Source organism: Streptomyces sp. SUK 48 (genome assembly GCF_009650765.1).
Classification (GTDB): Bacteria; Actinomycetota; Actinomycetes; order Streptomycetales; family Streptomycetaceae; genus Streptomyces.
Genome location: NZ_CP045740.1, coordinates 5,825,339 through 5,846,514 on the forward strand (window position 1 = coordinate 5,825,339; position 21,176 = coordinate 5,846,514).

Annotated in this window: 11 protein-coding genes and 1 pseudogene; 9 read left to right on the top strand and 3 right to left on the bottom strand. The window is 71.1% G+C overall.

Annotated features, from left to right (window positions below; all coding sequences use genetic code 11):
• The first annotated feature begins 477 nt into the window (after window positions 1-477).
• From GHR20_RS25725 to GHR20_RS25735, 3 genes and pseudogenes are all read left to right on the top strand, one after another.
• Entirely contained in the window at window positions 478-1,107 is a 630-nt protein-coding gene (locus GHR20_RS25725) for a response regulator (RefSeq protein ID WP_194858989.1), read from the top strand.
• A 46-nt stretch (window positions 1,108-1,153) separates the two neighbouring features.
• Window positions 1,154-2,007 (top strand): annotated as a pseudogene (locus GHR20_RS25730) (DUF72 domain-containing protein).
• A 657-nt stretch (window positions 2,008-2,664) separates the two neighbouring features.
• Window positions 2,665-5,670: a bifunctional [glutamine synthetase] adenylyltransferase/[glutamine synthetase]-adenylyl-L-tyrosine phosphorylase gene (locus GHR20_RS25735; RefSeq protein ID WP_153814514.1), complete on the top strand. Its 3,006-nt coding sequence runs from the start codon at window positions 2,665-2,667 to the stop codon at window positions 5,668-5,670.
• On the opposite strand, the gene GHR20_RS25740 is transcribed toward GHR20_RS25735, so the two are convergent.
• Window positions 5,652-6,524 (bottom strand): phosphatase PAP2 family protein, encoded by an 873-nt coding sequence (locus GHR20_RS25740; RefSeq protein ID WP_153814515.1) that lies wholly within the window; start codon window positions 6,522-6,524, stop codon window positions 5,652-5,654. The genes GHR20_RS25735 and GHR20_RS25740 overlap by 19 nt on opposite strands.
• Before the next feature lie 83 nt (window positions 6,525-6,607).
• Window positions 6,608-7,642: a LacI family DNA-binding transcriptional regulator gene (locus GHR20_RS25745; protein WP_111582288.1), complete on the bottom strand. Its 1,035-nt coding sequence runs from the start codon at window positions 7,640-7,642 to the stop codon at window positions 6,608-6,610.
• A gap of 324 nt (window positions 7,643-7,966) precedes the next feature.
• On the opposite strand from GHR20_RS25745, the gene GHR20_RS25750 reads away from it, so the two are divergent.
• The 6 genes from GHR20_RS25750 to pulA all read left to right on the top strand — a co-directional run bounded on the left by GHR20_RS25750 (window position 7,967) and on the right by pulA (window position 20,353).
• The gene (locus GHR20_RS25750; protein WP_153814516.1) at window positions 7,967-9,238 is read left to right on the top strand and encodes an extracellular solute-binding protein; all 1,272 of its coding nucleotides are present in this window, start codon (window positions 7,967-7,969) and stop codon (window positions 9,236-9,238) included.
• A gap of 96 nt (window positions 9,239-9,334) precedes the next feature.
• Window positions 9,335-10,339 carry a sugar ABC transporter permease gene (locus GHR20_RS25755; protein ID WP_111582290.1) on the top strand — a complete coding sequence of 335 codons (1,005 nt, stop codon included), beginning with the start codon at window positions 9,335-9,337 and terminating at the stop codon, window positions 10,337-10,339.
• 19 nt (window positions 10,340-10,358) lie between these two features.
• Window positions 10,359-11,264: an ABC transporter permease subunit gene (locus GHR20_RS25760; protein WP_111582291.1), complete on the top strand. Its 906-nt coding sequence runs from the start codon at window positions 10,359-10,361 to the stop codon at window positions 11,262-11,264.
• A gap of 236 nt (window positions 11,265-11,500) precedes the next feature.
• Entirely contained in the window at window positions 11,501-13,240 is a 1,740-nt protein-coding gene (locus GHR20_RS25765) for a glycoside hydrolase family 13 protein (protein WP_153814517.1), read from the top strand.
• Window positions 13,241-13,375: 135 nt separating this feature from the next.
• Window positions 13,376-14,749, top strand: a complete 1,374-nt coding sequence (locus GHR20_RS25770) for an alpha-amylase family protein (protein WP_194858990.1) — start codon at window positions 13,376-13,378, stop codon at window positions 14,747-14,749.
• Between the two features lie 186 nt (window positions 14,750-14,935).
• A complete protein-coding gene (gene pulA, locus GHR20_RS25775) occupies window positions 14,936-20,353 on the top strand; it encodes a pullulanase-type alpha-1,6-glucosidase (RefSeq protein WP_243878133.1) in 5,418 nt (1,805 codons plus the stop codon).
• 74 nt (window positions 20,354-20,427) lie between these two features.
• Here the strand turns inward: pulA and GHR20_RS25780 are convergent, their stop codons facing one another.
• The gene (locus tag GHR20_RS25780; RefSeq protein WP_194858991.1) at window positions 20,428-21,144 is read right to left on the bottom strand and encodes a TetR/AcrR family transcriptional regulator; all 717 of its coding nucleotides are present in this window, start codon (window positions 21,142-21,144) and stop codon (window positions 20,428-20,430) included.
• Window positions 21,145-21,176: the final 32 nt, after the last annotated feature.

Here is a 21,176-nt window from a genome sequence, read left to right on the forward strand (position 1 = left end):
CGGGCCACGTCGCCGCCAGGGCCCGCAGATCCGGAAAGCGGAGTCCGGAGACGATCTCCCGCACCTTCCCTCCGCTGAGCCGGCACACCTCCTCGGGACCGCCTTCCCCGGTGTCGAACAGGCCGGACCGACCGCGCGAACATGCGGCTCATCGCCGACGTCGCCGCCCTCGGCCGGCCGGCCGTGCGCTTGTGACACCACGTACTCGTTCGACGTGAACGGGAGGGTGGGCCGGTCACCACCGGGCAGCGTGACCTCCAGCAGCGGCACACGATGCTTCGGCGGCGCCGGCTCCACCAGCTTGCCCAGCGCCCCGGCGACGTCACGAGGACGCAGGCACATGTCATAGCCGTAGTTCAGCCCCACACGCATCTCCCCCTTGCCGAGGCGACCGGCCCCCCGACCGAAAACCACCGCCCCCCCAGCCTTCCCCTGCCAGAATCAGGCGCACGCCTATTCGATCTCGGGGGGAGCTTGGTGAAGGACGCGACGGAGCTGATCAAGGCCCTGACCGGCTTGGCCTGGCCGCTGATGACGGGCGTCGTGCTCTGGCGGCTGTTTCCCCTGATCAAGGAGATAGTCCGCTCCCGGGGATTCACGATCAAGGTGGGCGAGGCCGAACTGTCGGTGCAGGAGGTCTCGGAGAGCCTGATCCGCACCACGGCCGACCTCCAGGGCCGCCTGGCCTCCGTGCACGCACCGGCGGCCACGCGCATCCTGGACTCCGTGCTCTGGGTGGACGACCGCCCCGAGAACAACGCCACCGAGGTGGCCCAACTCCGCGCCCTGGGCGTCGACGTCGTCCTGGCCGGCTCCACCGACGAGGCCCTGCGCGCCCTGGCCCGCCCCCGCCACCCCTTCGACGCCGTCATCTCGGACATGAGCCGCAGGGAACGCACCCGCACCAACCGCACCGCCGGCCTCGACCTGATCCGCGAACTGCGCGCCCATGACGACCCGACCCCGGTCTTCATCTACGCCACCGCCCGCGCCCTCTCCCTACGCGATGAGATCACCGACGCGGGCGGCACGGCAGTGGCCGCCTCCTCCACGGAACTCTTCGAACTCCTGCGCGGCGTAGGCGAGTTCCCGACCCAGCGCACCTGAGTCGGCCGCACCCGTACCCGACGCGCCACGGGGTACCCCCACCCCCATGGCGAACATCCTCATCGGCACCTGCGGCTGGACCGACCGCGCCCTCCTCGCCAGCGGCTGGTACCCGCCCGGCCACCGCGACACCGAGGGCCGCCTGCGCCACTACGCCACCCGCTTCCCTCTGGTCGAGGCCGACTCCCCCTACTACGCCCTGCCCACCCCCCGCACCACCACCCACTGGGCGGAGCGCACCCCGGACGGCTTCCGCTTCGACGTCAAGGCACACTCCCTCCTCACCGGCCACCCCACCCGCCCCTCCGCCCTCCCCGAGGACCTGCGCGGACACCCCCGCGACGACGCCCTCCTGACCGAACTCTGGACCCGCTACGCCGCCGCCCTGGACCCCCTGCGCCGCGCCGGCCGCCTCGGCACCCTCCTCTTCCAGTACCCGCCGTCCCTCACCCCCGGCCCCGCCGCCGAGACCTTCATCCGCGCGGCCCGCGAACGCGCCCGCGACTGGCCCTTCGCCGTGGAGTTCCGCAACCCCGCCTGGTGGCACAGCACCCGCACCCTCCCCTTCCTCACCGACCTCGACGCCACCGCCGTGTCCGTGGACGCCCCCACCCTCCCCCCGACCCCCCTCGTCACCACCCCCCACCTCTCCCTGATCCGCTTCCACGGCCGCAGCCCCCACTGGGGAACCGGCACCAAGGAGGACCGCTTCCGCCACGCCTACACCCCCAGGAACTGTCGGAATGGCTCCCCTCGATCCACCACCTGGCCACCCGCACCGACGAGGTCCACCTCCTCTTCAACAACTGCTGCGGCGACGCCGCCGCGAAAGCGGCGGAGACGATGCAGACGACCCTCCTCGCCACGACGCCGCCGCGCCCGCGCACGGCGGGAAGGTGACACGGCGGGTGGTGTCCGCCCGCAGCGGCCGGCGAGAACCCGTCACACCTCTGAACCTCCAGCACGCCGGACCGAGGACGGACACCACCCGCCGGGGCACCGAGTCACCGCCTCCCCTCAGGCGCGACCCGAGCCACGACGGCGTTGAAGGGGCCGCCGCAGGCATCCGCACGACAGCGAGGCAGCCGCGGCGCCCGGCGACGGCGAGGCCGCAGGCGGGCGACCACGACGGTGTTGATGGGGCCGCCGCGGGCATCCGCACGACGGCGAGGCCGCAGGCGTGCGACCACGACGGTGTTGAAGGGGCCGCCGCGGGCATCCGCACGACGGCGAGGCAGCCGCGGCGCCCGTCGACGGCGAGGCCGCAGGCGTGCGACCACGACGGCGTTGAAGGGGCCGCCGCAGGCAGCCGCACGACAGCGAGGCAGCCGCACGACGGCGGGGCAGCCGCAGGCGCCCGGCGACGGCGAGGCCGCAGGCATCCGGCGACGGTGTTGAAGGGGCCGCCGCAGGCATCCGGCGACCGCGTCGAAGGGGCCACCGCAGGCACCCGCACCACGACGGCGAGCCAGCCACAGCCACCCGACCCGGCACACCCCGCCGCAGGCGACTACGCTCCCCCCAGGACCAGAGCTGACCCCGAGGGGAGCCCCACCAATGACGCCGGGCCGCAGAAGCAGCACCTTCACGCGCCTGCTCCGACACGGCTTCACCGACGCCACCGCCGCCGAACGCCTCCTCGACACCCCCGAACTCTCCCCGGTCCGCGACGACCCCTTCCTCCTCGAAGCCCTGGGCGCCACCGCCGACCCCGACCTCGCCCTGCACGGCCTCGTCCGCCTCCTGGAAGCCCAGCCCGCCCCGAACTCCCACCGCGAACTCCTCGACACCCTCATCGCGGCCAAACCCCTGCGCGACCGCCTCCTGGGCGTCCTCGGCGCCTCCGCCGCCCTCGCCGACCACCTCGCCCGCCACCCCACCGACTGGCAGGCCCTGGTCACGTACGAACCCCAGGACCTCCACCCCGGCGTCACCGAGTTCGAACGCGGCCTGGAAGACGCCACCGACCCCGTCGCCCTCCGCGTCGCCTACCGCCGCTGCCTCCTGTCCATCGCCGCCCGCGACGTCTGCGGCACCACCGACGTCGCCGAGACCGCCGCCGAACTCGCCGACCTCGCCACCGCCACCCTGCGCGCCGCCCTCGCCCTCGCCCAGGCCGCCGCCCCCGAGGACACCGCCGCCTGCCGCCTCTCGGTGATCGGCATGGGCAAGTGCGGCGGCCACGAACTGAACTACGTCTCCGACGTGGACGTGATCTTCGTGGCGGAGGCCACCGACGGCACCGACGAGACCAAGGCCCTCCGCGCGGCCACCAGCCTCGCCTCCCACCTGATGCGGATCTGCTCCGAGACCACCGTCGAGGGCTCCATCTGGCCGGTCGACGCCAACCTCCGCCCCGAGGGCCGCAACGGCCCCCTCGTCCGCACCCTCTCCTCCCACGTCGCCTACTACCAACGCTGGGCGAAGACCTGGGAGTTCCAGGCCCTCCTCAAGGCCCGCCCGGTCGCCGGCGACGAGAACCTCGGCCAGGAGTACCTGGCCGCGCTGCACCCCCTCGTCTGGCAGGCCGCCGACCGCGACAACTTCGTCGCGGACGTGCAGAAGATGCGCCGGCGCGTGGTCGACAACATCCCCGCGGCCGAAGTGGACCGCGAACTGAAGCTGGGCCCCGGCGGCCTGCGGGACGTCGAATTCGCCGTACAGCTCCTCCAGTTGGTGCACGGCCGCACCGACCCCTCCCTGCGCAGCGGCTCCACCCTGGACGCCCTCGCCGCCCTCGCCGCCGGCGGCTACGTGGGCCGCGAGGACGCCGCCCGCCTGGACGAGGCGTACCGCTTCCTGCGCGCGATGGAACACCGCATCCAGCTGTACCGCCTGCGCCGCACCCACCTCGTGCCCACCGCCGAGGAGGACCTGCGCCGCCTCGGCCGCTCCCTCGGCCTGCGCACCGACCCGGTCACCGAGCTGAACCGCGAGTGGAAGCGGCACGCCGGCGTCGTACGACGGCTGCACGAGAAGCTGTTCTACCGCCCGCTCCTGGACGCCGTCGCCCAGCTCGCCCCCGGCGAGGCCCGCCTCAAGCCGGAAGCCGCCCGCGAACGCCTGGTCGCCCTCGGCTACGCCGACCCCGCGGCCGCCCTGCGCCACCTGGAGGCCCTGGCCTCGGGCGTCACCCGCAAGGCCGCGATCCAGCGCACCCTGCTCCCCGTCCTGCTGGGCTGGTTCGCCGACTCCGCCGACCCGGACGCCGGCCTGCTGAACTTCCGCAAGGTCTCCGACGCGCTCGGCAAGACCCCCTGGTACCTGCGCCTGCTCCGCGACGAGGGCGCCGCCGCCGAGAACCTGGCCCGCGTGCTGTCGGCGGGCCGCCTCGCGCCCGACCTCCTGATGCGCGCCCCCGAGGCCGTCGCCCTCCTCGGCGACGGCGACGGCGCGGCGAGCGGCCTGACCCCCCGCGGCCGTACCGCGCTCGAACAGGAGATCCTGGCCGCCGTCGGCCGGGCGGAGAACGCCGAGCAGGGCGTCACCGCCGCCCGCGGCGTCCGCCGCCGCGAACTCTTCCGCACCGCCGCCGCCGACATCGTCGCCTCCTACGGCACCGAGGCCACCCCCGTCCAGGCCGACCAGGGCGCCCTGGTCGACCTCGTCGGCGGCGCCGTCTCCGACCTCACCGCCGCCACCCTCGCGGGCACGCTGCGCGCCGTGGTGCGGGCCGGCTGGGGCGACACGCTGCCCACCCGGTTCGCGATCATCGGCATGGGCCGGTTCGGCGGCCATGAACTGGGCTACGGCTCCGACGCGGACGTCCTGTTCGTACACGAACCGCAGGACGGCGTGGCCGAGCAGGAGGCCACCGCCGCCGCGAACAAGGTCGTCGCCGAGATGCGCCGGCTGCTCCAGCTGCCCAGCGCCGACCCCCCGCTGCTGATCGACGCCGATCTACGCCCGGAGGGCAAGTCGGGCCCGCTGGTGCGCACGCTGAAGTCGTACGGGGCGTACTACCGCCGCTGGTCACTGGTGTGGGAGTCGCAGGCGCTGCTGCGCGCGGAGCCGTTCGCGGGCGATGCCGGTCTGGGCCGCCGCTTCGTGGAGCTGATCGACCCGCTGCGCTACCCGGCGCGCGGCCTGACCGAGGACTCCGTGCGCGAGATCCGCCGGCTGAAGGCCCGCATGGAGTCGGAGCGGCTGCCCCGCGGCGCGGACCCCCGGCTGCACACCAAGCTGGGCCCCGGCGGCCTCTCGGACGTGGAGTGGACGGTGCAGCTGCTCCAACTGCGGCACGCCCACGAGATCCCGGGGCTGCGCACGACCCGTACCCGGGCCGCGCTGGCGGCCGCGCGGGAGGCGGGCCTGCTGGGCGAGGAGGAGACGGCGACGCTGGACGAGGCGTGGGTGCTGGCCACCCGGGTCCGCAACGCGGTGATGCTGGTGCGCGGCCGGGCGGGCGACACCTTCCCGACCCAGCCCCGCGAGCTGGCCGCGGTGGGCCGCTACCTGGGCTACGGCGAGGGCCACGTCGGCGACATGCTGGACGCGTACGGCCGTACGACGCGCAAGGCGCGCACGGTCATGGAGGAACTCTTCTACGACGACGAGGCGTAACCGGGCCGGGGGCCCGCACCCTCGCGCGCTCCCCGGGGCGACCCGTACGGCCCCGCCCCGTACCAGACCCGCGCCACCCCGAACCCGAAGGAGAGGCAGAGCACGCCCCCCACCGCGTCCAGCCAGAAATGGTTGGCCGTGGAGACGATGACGACCAGCGTCGCCACCGGGTACAGCAGCCCCAGCACCCGCACCCACGGCACCGACGCCAGCGCGAAGATCGTCAGCCCGCACCACAGCGACCAGCCGATGTGCATGGACGGCATCGCCGCGTACTGGTTGGACATGTGCTTGAGGTCCCCGGAGGCCATCGAGCCCCAGGTGTGGTGCACCATCACCGTGTCCACGAAGAGCCCGCCCCGCATCAGGCGGGGCGGGGCGAGCGGGAACAGGTAGTAGCCGGCCAACGCGCCCCCGGTGGTGGCGAAGAGCGCGAGGCGCGCGGCCGCGTACCGGCCCGGGTGCCGGCGGTACAGCCACACCAGGACCCCGACCGTCATGACGAAGTGCAGTGTGGCGTAGTAGTAGTTCATGCCGATGATCAGCCAAGACACGGAATTGACCGCGTGGTTGACGGACCGTTCGACATCGATGCCCAGCGTCTGCTCCGCCCGCCAGATCCAGTCCGCGTTGCGCAGCGCCTCGCCCTTCTGCTCGGGCACCGCGTTGCGGATCAGCGAGTACAGCCAGTAACTCACCGCGATCAGAAGGATCTCGAACCAGAGCCGGGGTCTGCGCGGCCGCCGCAGCCGGCCCAGCAGACCCCGCGCGCCGCCGCGGTCCCTGCCCGTGTCGGTCCGGGGACCGGCCGCCTCTTCGCGACCTTCCCACTGCGTCACGGTCGAGTCACTCATAGCCATCAAGTCTGCCAGAAAACGGCCTCAGTGCCCGATCATCCCGGAGCCGGGCCCGCCCCGCATGTTCTGGCGGCGCCGCGCTACTGCGCGCGCAGCAGATGCGGCGCCGAGGCCGTGGACCCGCGCACCACCAGTTCCGGCATGAACACGAACTCGCTGTGCGGCGCGGGCGTACCGCCGATCTCCTCCAGGAGCGTGCGCACCGCCGCCTGTCCCATCGCCGGGACCGGCTTGCGGACCGTGGTGAGCGGCGGGTCGGTGAAGGCGATCAGCGGGGAGTCGTCGAAGCCGACCACGGACACGTCCCGCGGCACCTCCAGGCCCCGCTGCCGGGCGGCCCGTATGGCGCCGAGGGCCATCATGTCGCTGGCGCAGACCACCGCGGTGCAGTCCCGCTCGATCAGCGCCGTCGCGGCCGCCTGGCCGCCCTCCAGGGTGTACAGCGAGTGCTGCACCAGCTCGGTCTCCACCATCTCGGCGCCGAGCCCCAACTGGTCCTGCATCGCCCGCAGGAAGCCCTCGATCTTGCGCTGCACGGGCACGAACCGCTTCGGGCCGAGCGCGAGCCCGATCCGGGTGTGGCCGAGCGAGACGAGGTGGGTCACCGCGAGCGTCATCGCGGCGCGGTCGTCGGGGGAGATGAACGGCGCCTGCACCCGCGGCGAGAACCCGTCCACCAGCACGAACGGCACGCCCTGCGCCCGCAGCCGCTCATAGCGCTGCATGTCGGCGGTGGTGTCGGCGTGCAGTCCGGAGACGTAGATGATGCCCGCGACCCCGCGGTCCACCAGCAACTCGGTCAGCTCGTCCTCGGTGGAGCCGCCCGGGGTCTGGGTGGCGAGCACCGGGGTGTAGCCCTGGCGGGTCAGCGCCTGGCCGATGACCTGCGCGAGGGCAGGGAATATCGGGTTCTCCAGCTCCGGCGTGATGAGCCCGACCAGACCCTCGCTGCGCTGCCGCAGCCGTACCGGCCGTTCGTAGCCGAGCACGTCGAGGGCGGCGAGCACGGACTGGCGGGTGGTGGCGGCGACGCCCGGCTTCCCGTTGAGGACCCGGCTGACGGTCGCTTCGCTCACCCCCGCCTGCGCTGCGATGTCGGCAAGCCGTGTGGTCACGCCACTGGACTGTACCGGTCGTCTCTCGCCTTGCACACCGCCCGGGCGCCGGGTGCGCGCGGTCGTACGACCCCCTGCGGGTTGCTGCCTCATTGCGCTCCCTCGAGTTCGTCTGTGTTCGCCGGTGGCAAGAGCTTGCAGAGTCTTGCACAACTTCCTACGGTCCGCTGAGCGGTAACGACAGGGTAACCATCGTGTTCCCTTGCACTTTTTTTCTGCAAGGTCTTTCGCAACGCTTACATCGCTGTTACGTTCCCTGACGCCCGGCAGCCTCCTCCATCGGCGCAGTCGGCATCACACGGGCATAACCCTCAAGGAGAACTCATGCGGCGTGGCATAGCGGCCTCCGCGCTGGTGGCGTCCCTCGCCCTCGCGGCGACGGCCTGCGGCGGCGGGAGCAGCGACAGCAAGTCGGACGGGCCGGTGACCATCACCTGGTGGGACACCTCCAACGCCACGAATGAGGCACCGACCTACAAGACCCTTGTTCAGAAGTTCGAAGCTGCGAACAAGAACATCAAGGTCAAGTACGTCAACGTCCCCTTCGACCAGGCGCAGAACAAGTTCGACACCGCCGCGGGTGCCTCCGGCGCCCCGGACGTGCTGCGCTCCGAGGTCGGCTGGACCCCCGCCTTCGCCAAGAAGGGCTATTTCCTGCCGCTGGACGGCACCGAGGCCCTCGCCGACAAGGCCAAGTTCGAGCCGAACCTGATCAAGCAGGCGCAGTACCAGGGCAAGACCTACGGCGTGCCGCTGGTCACCGACACCCTGGCCCTGGTCTACAACAAGGCCCTGTTCAAGAAGGCCGGCATCACCACGCCGCCCAAGACCTGGGACGAGCTGAAGTCCGACGCGGCCAAGATCAAGGACAAGACCGGCCAGGACGGCTACTGGGGCTCCACCGCGGGCTACTACGGCCAGCCGTTCCTCTACGGCGAGGGCACCGACACCGTCGACGTCGCCGCCAAGAAGGTCACCGTCGACACGCCGGCCGCCAAGAAGGCGTACGCCACCTGGCTGAGCCTGTTCTCCGGCAAGGGTCTGCACAAGGCCGACATCACCGCCGACGCCTACGCCCACATCATGGACGCGTTCTCCGGCGGCAAGGTCGCGGCGATCATCCAGGGCCCCTGGGAGAACACGAACATCTACAAGGGCAGCGCCTTCAAGGACAAGACCAACCTGGGCGTCGCGGTCGTCCCGGCCGGCTCCACCGGCAAGGCGGAGGCCCCGACCGGCGGCCACAACCTCGCGGTCTACGCCGGCTCCGACAAGGCGCACCAGGCGGCGGCCCTGACGTTCGTCAACTTCATGACGTCGGCCTCCTCCCAGGAGACCATCGCGCTGGGGAACGCCACCCTGCCGACGCGTACGGACGCCTACACCGCCAAGGTGACGGCCGACCCGGGCACCGCCGGCTTCCAGCGCGTGCTGTCCGCCGCCCAGCCCCGCCCGGCGCTGCCCGAGTACGGCTCGCTGTGGGCGCCGCTCGACACCGAGCTGCCGAAGATCGCCAGTGGCAAGGAGTCGCTGGACCAGGGCCTGAGCAACGCCGGTGCCGCCATCGGCAAGCTGGTCCCCGACTTCGGCAAGTAAGCCCGGATGGCCGCCGGCTGCCTCACCCACGAGGAGGCAGCCGGCGGCCACCGCCCTGTGCCCGGCCATCCTTGAACCACTTGAAGGTGTCGAACCATGACAGTCGCCATCGACCGCGCGACCGGCAAGAGCCGCGGTGACCGCGCGCCTCGGCCAGGGCTGGGGCAGCGCATCAAGAGCAGTCTTCAGAAATACTGGTACGCCTACGCGATGATCGCCCCGGTGGTCATCGTGCTCGCCGTGCTGGTCGGCTACCCGCTGGTGCGCGGCTTCTACATCACGCTGACCGACGCCAACAGCCTCAACTCGGCGCGCACCATCGGCGTCAACCACATCGCCGCGACCTACAAGTTCGTCGGTCTGGACAACTACAAGAACATCCTGTTCGGCCCGCTGTCGTACGACCGTTTCTGGTCCCATGTGATCTGGACGGTCGTCTGGACGGTCGCGTGCGTCACCCTGCACTACACCTTCGGCCTCGGCCTCGCGATGATGCTCAACCAGAAGCTGCGCGGCCGCACCGTCTACCGGGTGCTGCTCGTCCTGCCGTGGGCCGTGCCCACCTTCGTCACCGTCTTCTCCTGGCGGATCATGCTCGCCGACTCCGGCGCGATCAACCAGATCCTGCACGCGCTGCACCTGCCGCAGCCGCAGTGGCTGGAGGACACCTTCTGGCAGCGCTTCGCCGCCATCATGGTCAACACCTGGTGCGGTGTGCCGTTCATGATGCTCTCGCTGCTCGGCGGCCTTCAGTCCATCGACACCACCCTGTACGAGGCGGCGAAGATGGACGGCGCCACCTCCTGGCAGCGCTTCAGGCACGTCACCCTGCCCGGGCTGCGCTCGGTCAGCTCCACCGTCGTCCTGCTCGGCGTCATCTGGACCTTCAACCAGTTCGCCATCATTTTCCTGCTGTTCGGCCCGACCAGCGCCCCGGACGCCCAGATCCTCGTCACCTGGGCCTACTACCTGGGCTTCGGCCAGCAGCCGCGCGACTTCGCGCAGTCCGCCGCCTACGGCGTGCTGCTGCTGTCGATCGTCACCGTCTTCACCTCCTTCTACTTCCGCTGGCTGAAGCGCAATGACCAGCTCGCCGTCTGACGCCGCAGGAGCCGCCGCCATGAGCACCACCACCCTCGAGAAGCGGGCCGGCGCACCGGCCCCCGCCGCGAAGCCCGCCGGGCGCGGCCGCCGGCCGGGCGAGCGCGGGCCCCTCGGCACCGTCCTGCTGCACGCCGGCCTCATGGTCGCGAGCCTCATCGCGCTGGCCCCGGTGGCCTGGCTGGTCTACCTCTCGCTCGGTCCGGACAAGAACGACTATCTGCACCCGGGCGGCATCGCCGGGAAGATGAGCTTCGCCAACTACAGCTTCGTGCTCCAGCACACGGAGTTCTTCAGCTGGTTCAAGTCCACGATGATCGTGGCCCTCGGCACCACCGTCGTCGGGGTGCTGCTCGCCGCGACCACCGGCTACGCCGTCTCCCGCATGCGCTTTCCCGGGCACAAGCAGCTGATGTGGGTCCTGCTGCTCACCCAGGCGTTCCCGATCGCCGTCCTGATCGTGCCGATGTACCAGATCTTCAGCGACCTGGGCCTCATCAACTCCTACTGGGCGCTGATCCTCGTCAACTGCACCACCGCGGTGCCGTACAGCGCCTGGCTGCTCAAGGGCTACTTCGACACGATCCCGATCGAGATCGACGAGGCGGGCCGGGTGGACGGGCTCACGCCGTTCGGCACCTTCTTCCGGCTGATCCTGCCGCTGGCCCGGCCGGGCCTGGCCGTCGCCGCGTTCTACAACTTCATCACCGCGGTCGCCGAGGTGGCCTTCGCGACCACCTTCATGCTGGACGACTCCAAGTACACCTTCTCCGTCGGCCTGCAGACCTTCGTCAGCGAGCACGACGCCGAGTGGAACTACATGGCCGCCACCGCGGTGCTGATCGCGATACCCGTGTCGGTGTTCTTCTACCTCGTGCAGAAGAACCTGGTCACCGGTCTCACCTCCGGCGGCACCAAGGGCTGACGCCCTCGGCGCGACGAGGCTCCCGCGTGCCTGACGCGCGGGTAGGCGGCCGCGGTGTCCTCCCCCAGCCCCCGCTGACACCGCGGCCGCCTCGCATCCGTTCCCCCGGCCCGCCTCGCGGCCGCACGGCCCGCGTCCCCCACGCGACGCCGTGTCCCCACGCGTCCTCCCCGACTCCCGGCTTCGCTCGAGCCGGGCGGTGCCCCCTCCCGAACTCCGTCACCACCAAGGAAGCCATGAGCCAGCAGCACACTGCCGCCCCGGCCACCGACTCCGCCACCGCCACCGTCGCCGGCCACCGCCGCGACTGGTGGCGGGAGGCGGTCATCTACCAGGTCTACCCGCGCAGCTTCGCCGACAGCAACGGCGACGGCATGGGCGACCTGGAGGGCGTACGCTCCCACCTGCCGTACCTGCGCGACCTCGGCGTCGACGCGGTGTGGCTCAGCCCCTTCTACGCCTCCCCGCAGGCCGACGCCGGCTACGACGTCGCCGACTACCGCGCGGTCGACCCGATGTTCGGCACCCTGCTGGACGCCGACGCGCTGATCCGCGAGGCCCACGGGCTCGGCCTGCGCATCATCGTGGACCTGGTGCCCAACCACTCCTCCGACCAGCACGAGTGGTTCAAGCGCGCCCTCGCCGAGGGCCCCGGCTCCCCGCTGCGGGAGCGCTACCACTTCCGCCCCGGCAAGGGCGCGGACGGCGAACTCCCGCCCAACGACTGGGAGTCCATCTTCGGCGGCCCGGCCTGGACCCGGGTCACCGAGCCCGACGGGACGCCGGGGGAGTGGTACCTGCACCTCTTCGCCCCCGAGCAGCCCGACCTCAACTGGGAACACCCGGCGGTCGGCGACGAGTTCCGCTCCATCCTGCGCTTCTGGCTGGACATGGGCGTGGACGGCTTCCGCATCGACGTGGCGCACGGCCTGGTCAAGGCCGAGGGCCTGCCCGACCTCGGCTCCGCCGAGCAGCTGAAGCTGCTGGGCAACGATGTCATGCCGTTCTTCGACCAGGACGGCGTGCACGCCATCTACCGGCAGTGGCGCACGATCCTCGACGAGTACGCCAATAAAATGGAGCCCGAAGGGCCGTCGTCAGAAGGGCGGCGGCGGGAGACGGGTGGGCGGATCTTCGTCGCCGAGGCATGGACCCCGACCGTCGAGCGCACCGCCAACTACGTCCGTCCGGACGAGCTGCACCAGGCGTTCAACTTCCAGTACCTGTCGACGGCCTGGGACGCGGCCGAACTGCGGGCGGTCATCGACTCCACGCTGGAGGCGATGCGCCCGGTCGGCGCCCCCGCCACCTGGGTGCTGTCCAACCACGACGTCACCCGGCACGCCACCCGCTTCGCCAACCCGGCGGGCCTCGGCACCCAGATCCGCACGGCCGGCGACCGCGGACTCGGCCTGCGCCGGGCCCGCGCCGCGACCCTGCTGATGCTGGCGCTGCCCGGCTCGGCCTACCTCTACCAGGGCGAGGAACTGGGCCTGCCGGACGTCGTGGACCTGCCCGACGAGGTGCGCCAGGACCCGGCGTACTTCCGCGGCGCGGGCCAGGACGGCTTCCGCGACGGCTGCCGGGTGCCGATCCCGTGGACCCGCACGGGCGCGTCGTACGGCTTCGGCGACGGCGGCAGCTGGCTCCCGCAGCCGGCGAGCTGGGGCGAGCTGAGCGTCGAGGCGCAGACCGGGACGGTGGGCTCCACCCTGGAGCTGTACCGCGCCGCCCTCGCCGCCCGCCGCGCCCAGCCCGACCTGGGCGCCGGGGACACGCTGGAGTGGCTGCGCGCCCCGGAGGGCGTCCTGGCCTTCCGCCGGGGCGAGTTCGTGTGCGTCGCCAACACCACGGGCGAGTCGGTGACGACCCCGGCGTACGGCCGGGTGCTGCTGGCGAGCGGTGAGGTGGCCGAGACCGGTGGCGAGGCGAAGGTGCCCGCCGACACCACGGTGTGGTGGACCGCGGCGGTCTGACACCCCGTGTGAAATTTCTTGCATCAACTTCTCTACGGCCCGCTGCCTTTTCCGGCAGCGGGCCTTTAACATCTGCGTCACCGCAAGGTTTCTGAAACTTTGCAGAAAGTACCTTCAGCGACGAAGGAACCCCACATGGTACGCAAGATGCTCTCCGGGGCGGTCGCCCTCGCGGCCGCCGCCCTTGTCATGAACCCGACGACCGCGCACGCCTCCCCGCCCGGCACCAAGGACGTCACCGCCGTCCTGTTCGAGTGGAACTACGCCTCGGTGGCCCGCGAGTGCACCAGCACGCTGGGCCCCGCCGGCTACGGATACGTGCAGGTGTCGCCGCCCGAGGAGCACATACAGGGCTCCCAGTGGTGGACCTCGTACCAGCCCGTGTCGTACAAGATCGCGGGCCGGCTCGGCGACCGGACCACCTTCAAGAACATGATCTCCACCTGCCACGCGGCCGGGGTGAAGGTCGTGGTGGACACCGTCATCAACCACATGACCTCCGGCAGCGGCACCGGCACCGGCGGCACGCAGTACACCAAGTACAACTACCCGGGCGTGTACGCGGACTCCGACTTCCACACCTGCCGGACGTCGATCGACAACTACCAGGACCGCTCGAACGTCCAGAACTGCGAACTCGTCGGCCTGGCCGACCTGGACACCGGCGCGGAGCACGTGCGCGCCACGATCGCCGGGTACCTGAACGACCTGCTCTCGCTCGGCGCCGACGGCTTCCGCATCGACGCGGCCAAGCACATCGCCGCCGGTGACCTGGCGAACATCAAGAGCCGGCTGACCAACCCGGGCGTCTACTGGAAGCAGGAGGTCATCTACGGCGCGGGCGAGGCCGTCCAGCCCACCGAGTACACGGGCAACGGGGACGTCCAGGAGTTCCGCTACGGCTACGACCTCAAGCGCGTCTTCAACAGCGAGAAGCTCGCCTACCTGAACAACTTCGGCGAGGGCTGGGGCTATATGCCCAGCAGCGTGGCCGGTGTCTTCGTGGACAACCACGACACCGAGCGCAACGGCGCCACCCTGAACTACAAGGACGGCGCCAACTACACGCTGGCCAACGTCTTCATGCTGGCCTGGCCCTACGGCTCCCCGGACATCAACTCCGGCTACGAGTGGAGCGACGCGGACGCGGGCCCGCCCGACAACGGCCAGGTCAACGCCTGCTGGCAGGACGGCTGGAAGTGCCAGCACGCCTGGCCGGAGATCAAGTCCATGGTCGCCTTCCGCAACACCACCCGCGGCCAGGCGGTCTCCAACTGGTGGGACGACGGCGACAACCTGATCGCCTTCGGCCGCGGCAGCAAGGGCTATGTGGTCATCAACCACGAGGGCGCGACGGCCAGCCGCTCCTTCCAGACCTCGCTGCCCGCCGGCACCTACTGCAACGTGCAGAACAACACCACGGTGACGGTCAACGGCACCGGCTGGTTCACGGCCTCGGTCGCCCCGAACACCGCGCTGGCGATCTACGCCGGCAAGTCCTCCTGCTGAACGGGGAGTCGGCCCGCACCGCACCCCCATGGCGGTGCGGGCCGCGGTGGTTGAAATTCCTTTCCGATGCTTTCAGGACTCTTGCTGCAACCCTTTCGGGAGGGGTACGGTCGCGCGGGCGCCCGGCATCGAGGCCCAGCCGCGGCGTGGGGTCGGACCCATCAGAGCCGCCATCGCAAGGAGTTCATGCCTGTGATACCGAGATGGCCGACGCCCGCACGGCGTCGCACCACCCACCGCGGGAGAGCCGCAGCCCTCGCCGTCGCCGCGCTCACGGCCGCACTCGTGCAGCCACTGGCCGCGCCCGCCGCGCAGGCCGCCGCCCCGCCCCCGCCCCCGTCGGACTCGGCCCTCGCGGCCCAGCCGGCCCGGCACGGCGACACCCACGAGCAGTTCTACTTCGTCATGCCGGACCGGTTCGCCGACGGCGACAAGGCCAACGACAAGGGCGGGCTCACCGGTTCGCGGATGACGACCGGCTACGACCCCACCGACGCGGGCTTCTTCCAGGGCGGCGACCTCAAGGGCGTCACCCGGAAGCTGGACTACATCAAGGGCCTCGGCACCACCGCCCTGTGGCTCGCGCCGATCTTCAAGAACATCCCCGTACAGGGCACGGGCAGCAACGCCTCGGCGGGCTACCACGGTTACTGGATCACCGACTTCACCCAGGTCGACCCGCACTTCGGCACCAACCAGGACCTGAGAAACCTCATCTCCACGGCGCACGCCAAGGGCATGAAGGTCTTCTTCGACGTCATCACCAACCACACCGCCGACGTGGTGACGGACAAGGAGAACTCCTCCGACTACCGCTCCAAGGGCGCCTACCCGTACCTCACCAAGGACGGCAGGCCCTTCGACGACGCCGACTACGCGGCCGGCGGCAAGGGGTTCCCGGCCGTCTCCGACGCCTCCTTCCCGTACACCCCGGAGGTCACCAGCCGGAGCAAGGTCCCGGCCTGGCTCAACGACCCGACGATGTACCACAACCGGGGCGACTCCACCTTCGCGGGCGAGTCCGGCACCTACGGCGACTTCGACGGCCTGGACGACCTGTGGACCGAGCGTCCCGAGGTCGTGCACGGCATGGAGCGCATCTACGAGCGGTGGGTGAAGGACTTCGCCGTCGACGGGTTCCGCATCGACACCGCCAAGAACGTCGACCTGGACTTCTGGACCCAGTGGGCCACCGCACTCGACACGTACGCGGCGGCGCACGGCCGGAAGAACTTCTTCCTGTTCGGCGAGACGTACGACACCGACACCTCGGTGACCGCCCCGTACGTCACCCGGGGCCGCCTCGACGCCACCCTCGACTTCCCCTTCCAGGGCGCGGCCCGCGGCTACGCCTCCCAGGGCGCGAGCGCCGCCAAGCTGGCGGGCGTCCTCGGCGACGACTACAAGTACACGACCGGCCGGTCCAACGCCTACGAGCAGGTCACCTTCCTCGGCAACCACGACATGGGCCGCATCGGGTACTTCCTGAAGCAGGACAACCCGCACGCCTCGGACGCCGAACTCCTGAAGAAGGACGAGCTGGCGAACGAGGTGATGTTCCTCAGCCGCGGCAACCCGGTCGTCTACTACGGCGACGAACAGGGCTTCACCGGGAACGGCGGCGACAAGGCGGCCCGCCAGACCATGTTCGCCTCCAAGGTGCCCGCCTACCTCGCCGACGACGAGATCGGCACCGACCGCACGCACGCCAGTGACTCGTACGACACGAAGGCGCCGCTGTACCGGCAGATCGCCGACCTCGCCGCCCTGCGCAAGGCCAACCCGGCCCTGACCGACGGCGTGCAGAGCGAGCGGTACGCGGCCGACGGCGCCGGGATCTACGCCTTCACCCGCACCGACGCCAGGAGCGGCCAGGAGTACATCGTCGCGTTCAACAACGCGGGCGAGACCAAGTCGGCGACGTTCGCGACCGCTTCGGCCGGGATGCCGTACCGGGGTGTCCACGGAGCGACGGGCAGCGTGACCTCCGACGGCGGGCGCAAGGTCACCGTCACCGTCCCCGCCGAGTCCGCCGTCGTCTACAAGGCGTCCGGCCCCCTCGACACGCCGGCCGCCAAGCCCGCGCTCACCCTGAACGCCCCGGCCGCCGGCGCCACCGGCACCGTGACCCTGGGCGCACAGGTCGACGGCGGGCAGCTGAACCGGGTGGTCTTCGCCGCCCAGGTCGGCGACGCGAAGTGGCAGATCCTCGGCTCCGCCGACCACGCGCCCTACCAGGTCACCCAGACCCTCGGGGCCGAGGTCCCGGCCGGTACCGCGCTGCGCTACAAGGCCGTCGTGACCGACAGCGCCGGGCACACCGCGAGCGCCACGGCGCAGAGCACCACCGGCGCCGTACCCGCGCCCGCCCCGCCCACCGCCTCCTCGCGCGACTACGTGATCGTCCACTACCAGCGCGCCGACGGCGACTACGGCGACTGGGGCCTGTACGCCTGGGGCGACATCGCCGACGGCGAGTCCACCACCTGGCCGGCCGGGCACCCCTTCACCGGCCGGGACGCCTGGGGCGCCTTCGCCTACGTCAAGGTCAAGCCGGGCGCCTCGAACGTCGGCTTCCTGGTCGTGGACAAGAACGGGAACAAGGACACCGACTCCGACCGGAGCATCGACGTCACCAAGGCCGGTGAGGTCTGGGTCCAGCAGGGCAAGGCCGACGTCCAGACCCAGCGGCCGTCGTCGTACCCCGCGCCGGACACCACCAAGGCGGTCATCCACTACCACCGCGCCGACGGCGACTACGACGGCTGGGGCCTGCACGTCTGGACGGGCGCCGCGCACCCCACCGACTGGTCGGCCCCGCTGAAGCCGGTGAAGACTGATGCCTATGGCGCCGTCTTCGAGGTCCCGCTCGCCGCGGGTGCCACCAGCCTCAGCTACATCATCCACCACGGCGACGAGAAGGACCTCGCCACCGACCAGTCGCTCGACCTCACCGCCGACGGCTACGAGGTGTGGCTGTTGAACGGCCAGGACAAGCACCTGCTGCCGCAGCCCGCGGGCAGCGCCGCCGCCCTCGACCTGACCACTTCCAAGGCGGTCTGGATCGACCGGGACACCGTCGCCTGGGACGGCGCCGACGGCGCCGCCTCCACCCAGCTGGTCTACTCCCACGACGGCTCCATCACCGCCAAGGACGGGGCCCTGACCAGCGACGACGAGCGCTGGCTGCGACTGGGGAAGACCACCCTCACGGACGCCCAGAAGGCCAGGTTCCCCTATCTGAAGGACGACACGGCCTGGTCCGTGGACCCGCGGGACCGCGGCCGGGTGCGCGAGGCGCTCACCGGTCAGCTGATCGCCTCCCAGCGCGCCGCCAACGGCGCCGTGCTCGCCGCGACCGGCGTCCAGACCGCGGGCGTCCTGGACGACCTCTACCCGGCCGCCGCCAAGGCGCACCTGGGCCCGGTCTTCCACGGCGGCAGGCCCACCCTCTCCGTGTGGGCGCCGACCGCCCAGAGCGTCGCCCTGGAGATCGGCGGCGCCGTCAGGCCCATGCACCGCGACGACACCACCGGCGTCTGGTCGGTCACCGGGCCCGCGTCCTGGAAGGGCGAGAGCTACCGGTACGTGGTCACGGTATGGGCGCCCAGCGTCCGCCGGCTGGTCACCAACAAGGTCACCGACCCCTACTCGGTCGCCCTCACCGCGGACTCCGAGCGCAGCGTCGTGGCCGACCTGGACGACAGGTCCCTCGCCCCGAGCGGCTGGTCCACCCTGCGCAAGCCCAAGGCCGTACCGCTGCGCGACGCGCAGATCCAGGAGCTGCACGTCCGGGACTTCTCGGTCGCGGACAAGACCGTCCCGGCGAAGGACCGGGGCACCTACCTCGCCTTCACCGACCAGGGCAGCGACGGCTCCCGGCACCTGAAGGCGCTGGCGAAGTCCGGGACGTCGTACGTGCATCTGCTGCCCGTCTTCGACTTCGCCACCGTGCCCGAGAAGAAGGCCGACCAGCAGAGCCCCGGCTGCGATCTCGCCGGCTACCCGGCCGACTCCGACCAGCAGCAGGCGTGCGTGGCGAAGAGCGCCGCGAAAGACGCCTACAACTGGGGCTACGACCCGTACCACTTCACCGTCCCCGAGGGCTCCTACGCCACCGACCCGGACGGCACCGCGCGCACCCGGCAGTTCCGGCAGATGGTGCAGGGGATCAACCAGGACGGCCTGCGGGTCGTGATGGACGTGGTCTACAACCACACCTCGGCCAGCGGCCAGGCGGACACCTCCGTCCTGGACAAGATCGTGCCCGGCTACTACCAGCGGCTGCTCGCCGACGGCTCGGTGGCGAACTCCACCTGCTGCTCCAACACCGCGCCCGAGAACGCGATGATGGGCAAGCTGGTCGTGGACTCGATCGTCACCTGGGCCAAGGAGTACAAGGTCGACGGGTTCCGCTTCGACCTCATGGGCCACCACCCCAAGGCCAACATCCTCGCGGTCAGGAAGGCCCTCGACGCACTCACCCTGAAGAAGGACGGCGTCGACGGAAGGAAGATCATCCTGTACGGCGAGGGCTGGAACTTCGGCGAGGTCGCCGACAACGCCCGCTTCGTGCAGGCCACGCAGCGGAACATGGCGGGCACCGGCATCGCCACCTTCTCCGACCGGGCCCGCGACGCGGTGCGCGGCGGCAGCCCCTTCGACTCCGACCCCGGCGTCCAGGGCTTCGCCTCCGGCCTGTACACCGACCCCAACGGCTCCGCCGCGAACGGCACGCCGGCCGAGCAGAAGGCCCGGCTGCTGCACTACCAGGACCTGATCAAGGTCGGGCTGACCGGCAACCTCGCCGCGTACCGCTTCACGGACACCGACGGCAAGGAGGTCACCGGCGCCAGGATCGACTACAACGGCGCGCCCGCCGGATACGCGGCCGCACCCGGCGACGCCCTCGCCTATGTGGACGCGCACGACAACGAGTCCCTGTTCGACGCCCTCGCCTACAAGCTGCCGGGGGACACCCCGGCAGCCGACCGGGCCCGGATGCAGGTCCTGGCGATGGCCACGGCCACCCTCTCGCAGGGCCCGTCCCTGTCGCAGGCGGGCACCGATCTGCTGCGCTCGAAGTCGCTGGACCGCAACTCCTTCGACAGCGGCGACTGGTTCAACGGCATCCACTGGAACTGCGCCGACGGCAACGGCTTCGGCCGGGGCCTGCCCATGGCGGCCGACAACCAGGACAAGTGGTCGTACGCCGGACCGCTGCTGACCTCCGTCAAGGTCGGCTGCCCGCAGATCGAGGGCAGTTCGGCCGCCTACCAGGACCTGCTGAAGATCCGTACGACAGAGAAGGCGTTCTCGCTCGACACGGCGGGCCGGGTGCAGAGCGAGCTGTCCTTCCCGCTGTCCGGCAAGGACGAGACCCCCGGCGTGATCACCATGACCCTCGGTGACCTGGTCGTCGTCTTCAACGCCACCCCGCAGGCGCAGAAGCAGACGGTCGCCGCGCTGGCCGGGACCGACTACCGGCTGCACCCGGCACAGGCGTCCGGCGCGGACCCGGTGGTGAAGACCTCCGGCTACACGGCGGCCACCGGCACCTTCACCGTGCCGGCCAGGACCGTGGCGGTCTTCACCCGGTCCTAGGGCCTCTCGTTTGGATCATGCCGGGCTCGCGGGCCCTGATCCGGCCTGATCCAAACGAAAGACCCTAGCCCGCTCTAGGAAGCCAGCGAGGTGAGCCGGCCGACGAGCTCCGCGAAGGGGCCGTCGGCCGGCTCGTCCTTGAGCATGGCGCGCAGCACGTCCGCCATGGCGTCGTCCCGGGTCGCGCTCACCGCGACCAGCGCGGCGAAGTCGTGCACCAGCTGGAGCTCCAGCTCCTCGCGGGGGATGCGGCGGCCGTGCAGCCAGATCAGCGCGGTGGACTCGGCGAGCGAGATCCAGGAGCGGATGACCAGCTCCAGACGCGCGGGCGCCTCGGCGATCCCGAGGTGGGAGAGCATCTGCTCGTACGCGGCCTGCCGTACGTCGTCGATCAGCGCGTTGGTGGCCGAGACGTGCTCCTTCTCCCGGGACCCTGCCGCGGACACCGCCGGGCCGCCGCGCATCAGGGCCGAGAAACCGGGGCCGTACTCGTCCACATGGGAGAAGAAGCGCTGCATCACATGCAGCAGCCGCTCGCCCAGCGGCCCCTCGTGCGGCTCGGTGAAGCGGGCCTTCAGCTCCTGGGAGGCCCGCCGCAAGGCGGCCTCGTACAGGCTGAGTTTGCCCGGGAAGTAGTGGTACACCAGCGGCCGCGAGATGCCCGCGGCCGCCGCTATGTCGTCGATGGAGACCTCGTCGGGCGAGCGGCGGCTGAACAGGTCGAGAGCGACGCTGATCAGCTGCTGCCGCCGCTCCTCGACACCCATCCTGCGGCGCACCCCGGTAGTCATACGAACACCTTACCGAGCGGATCCGGCCGCCA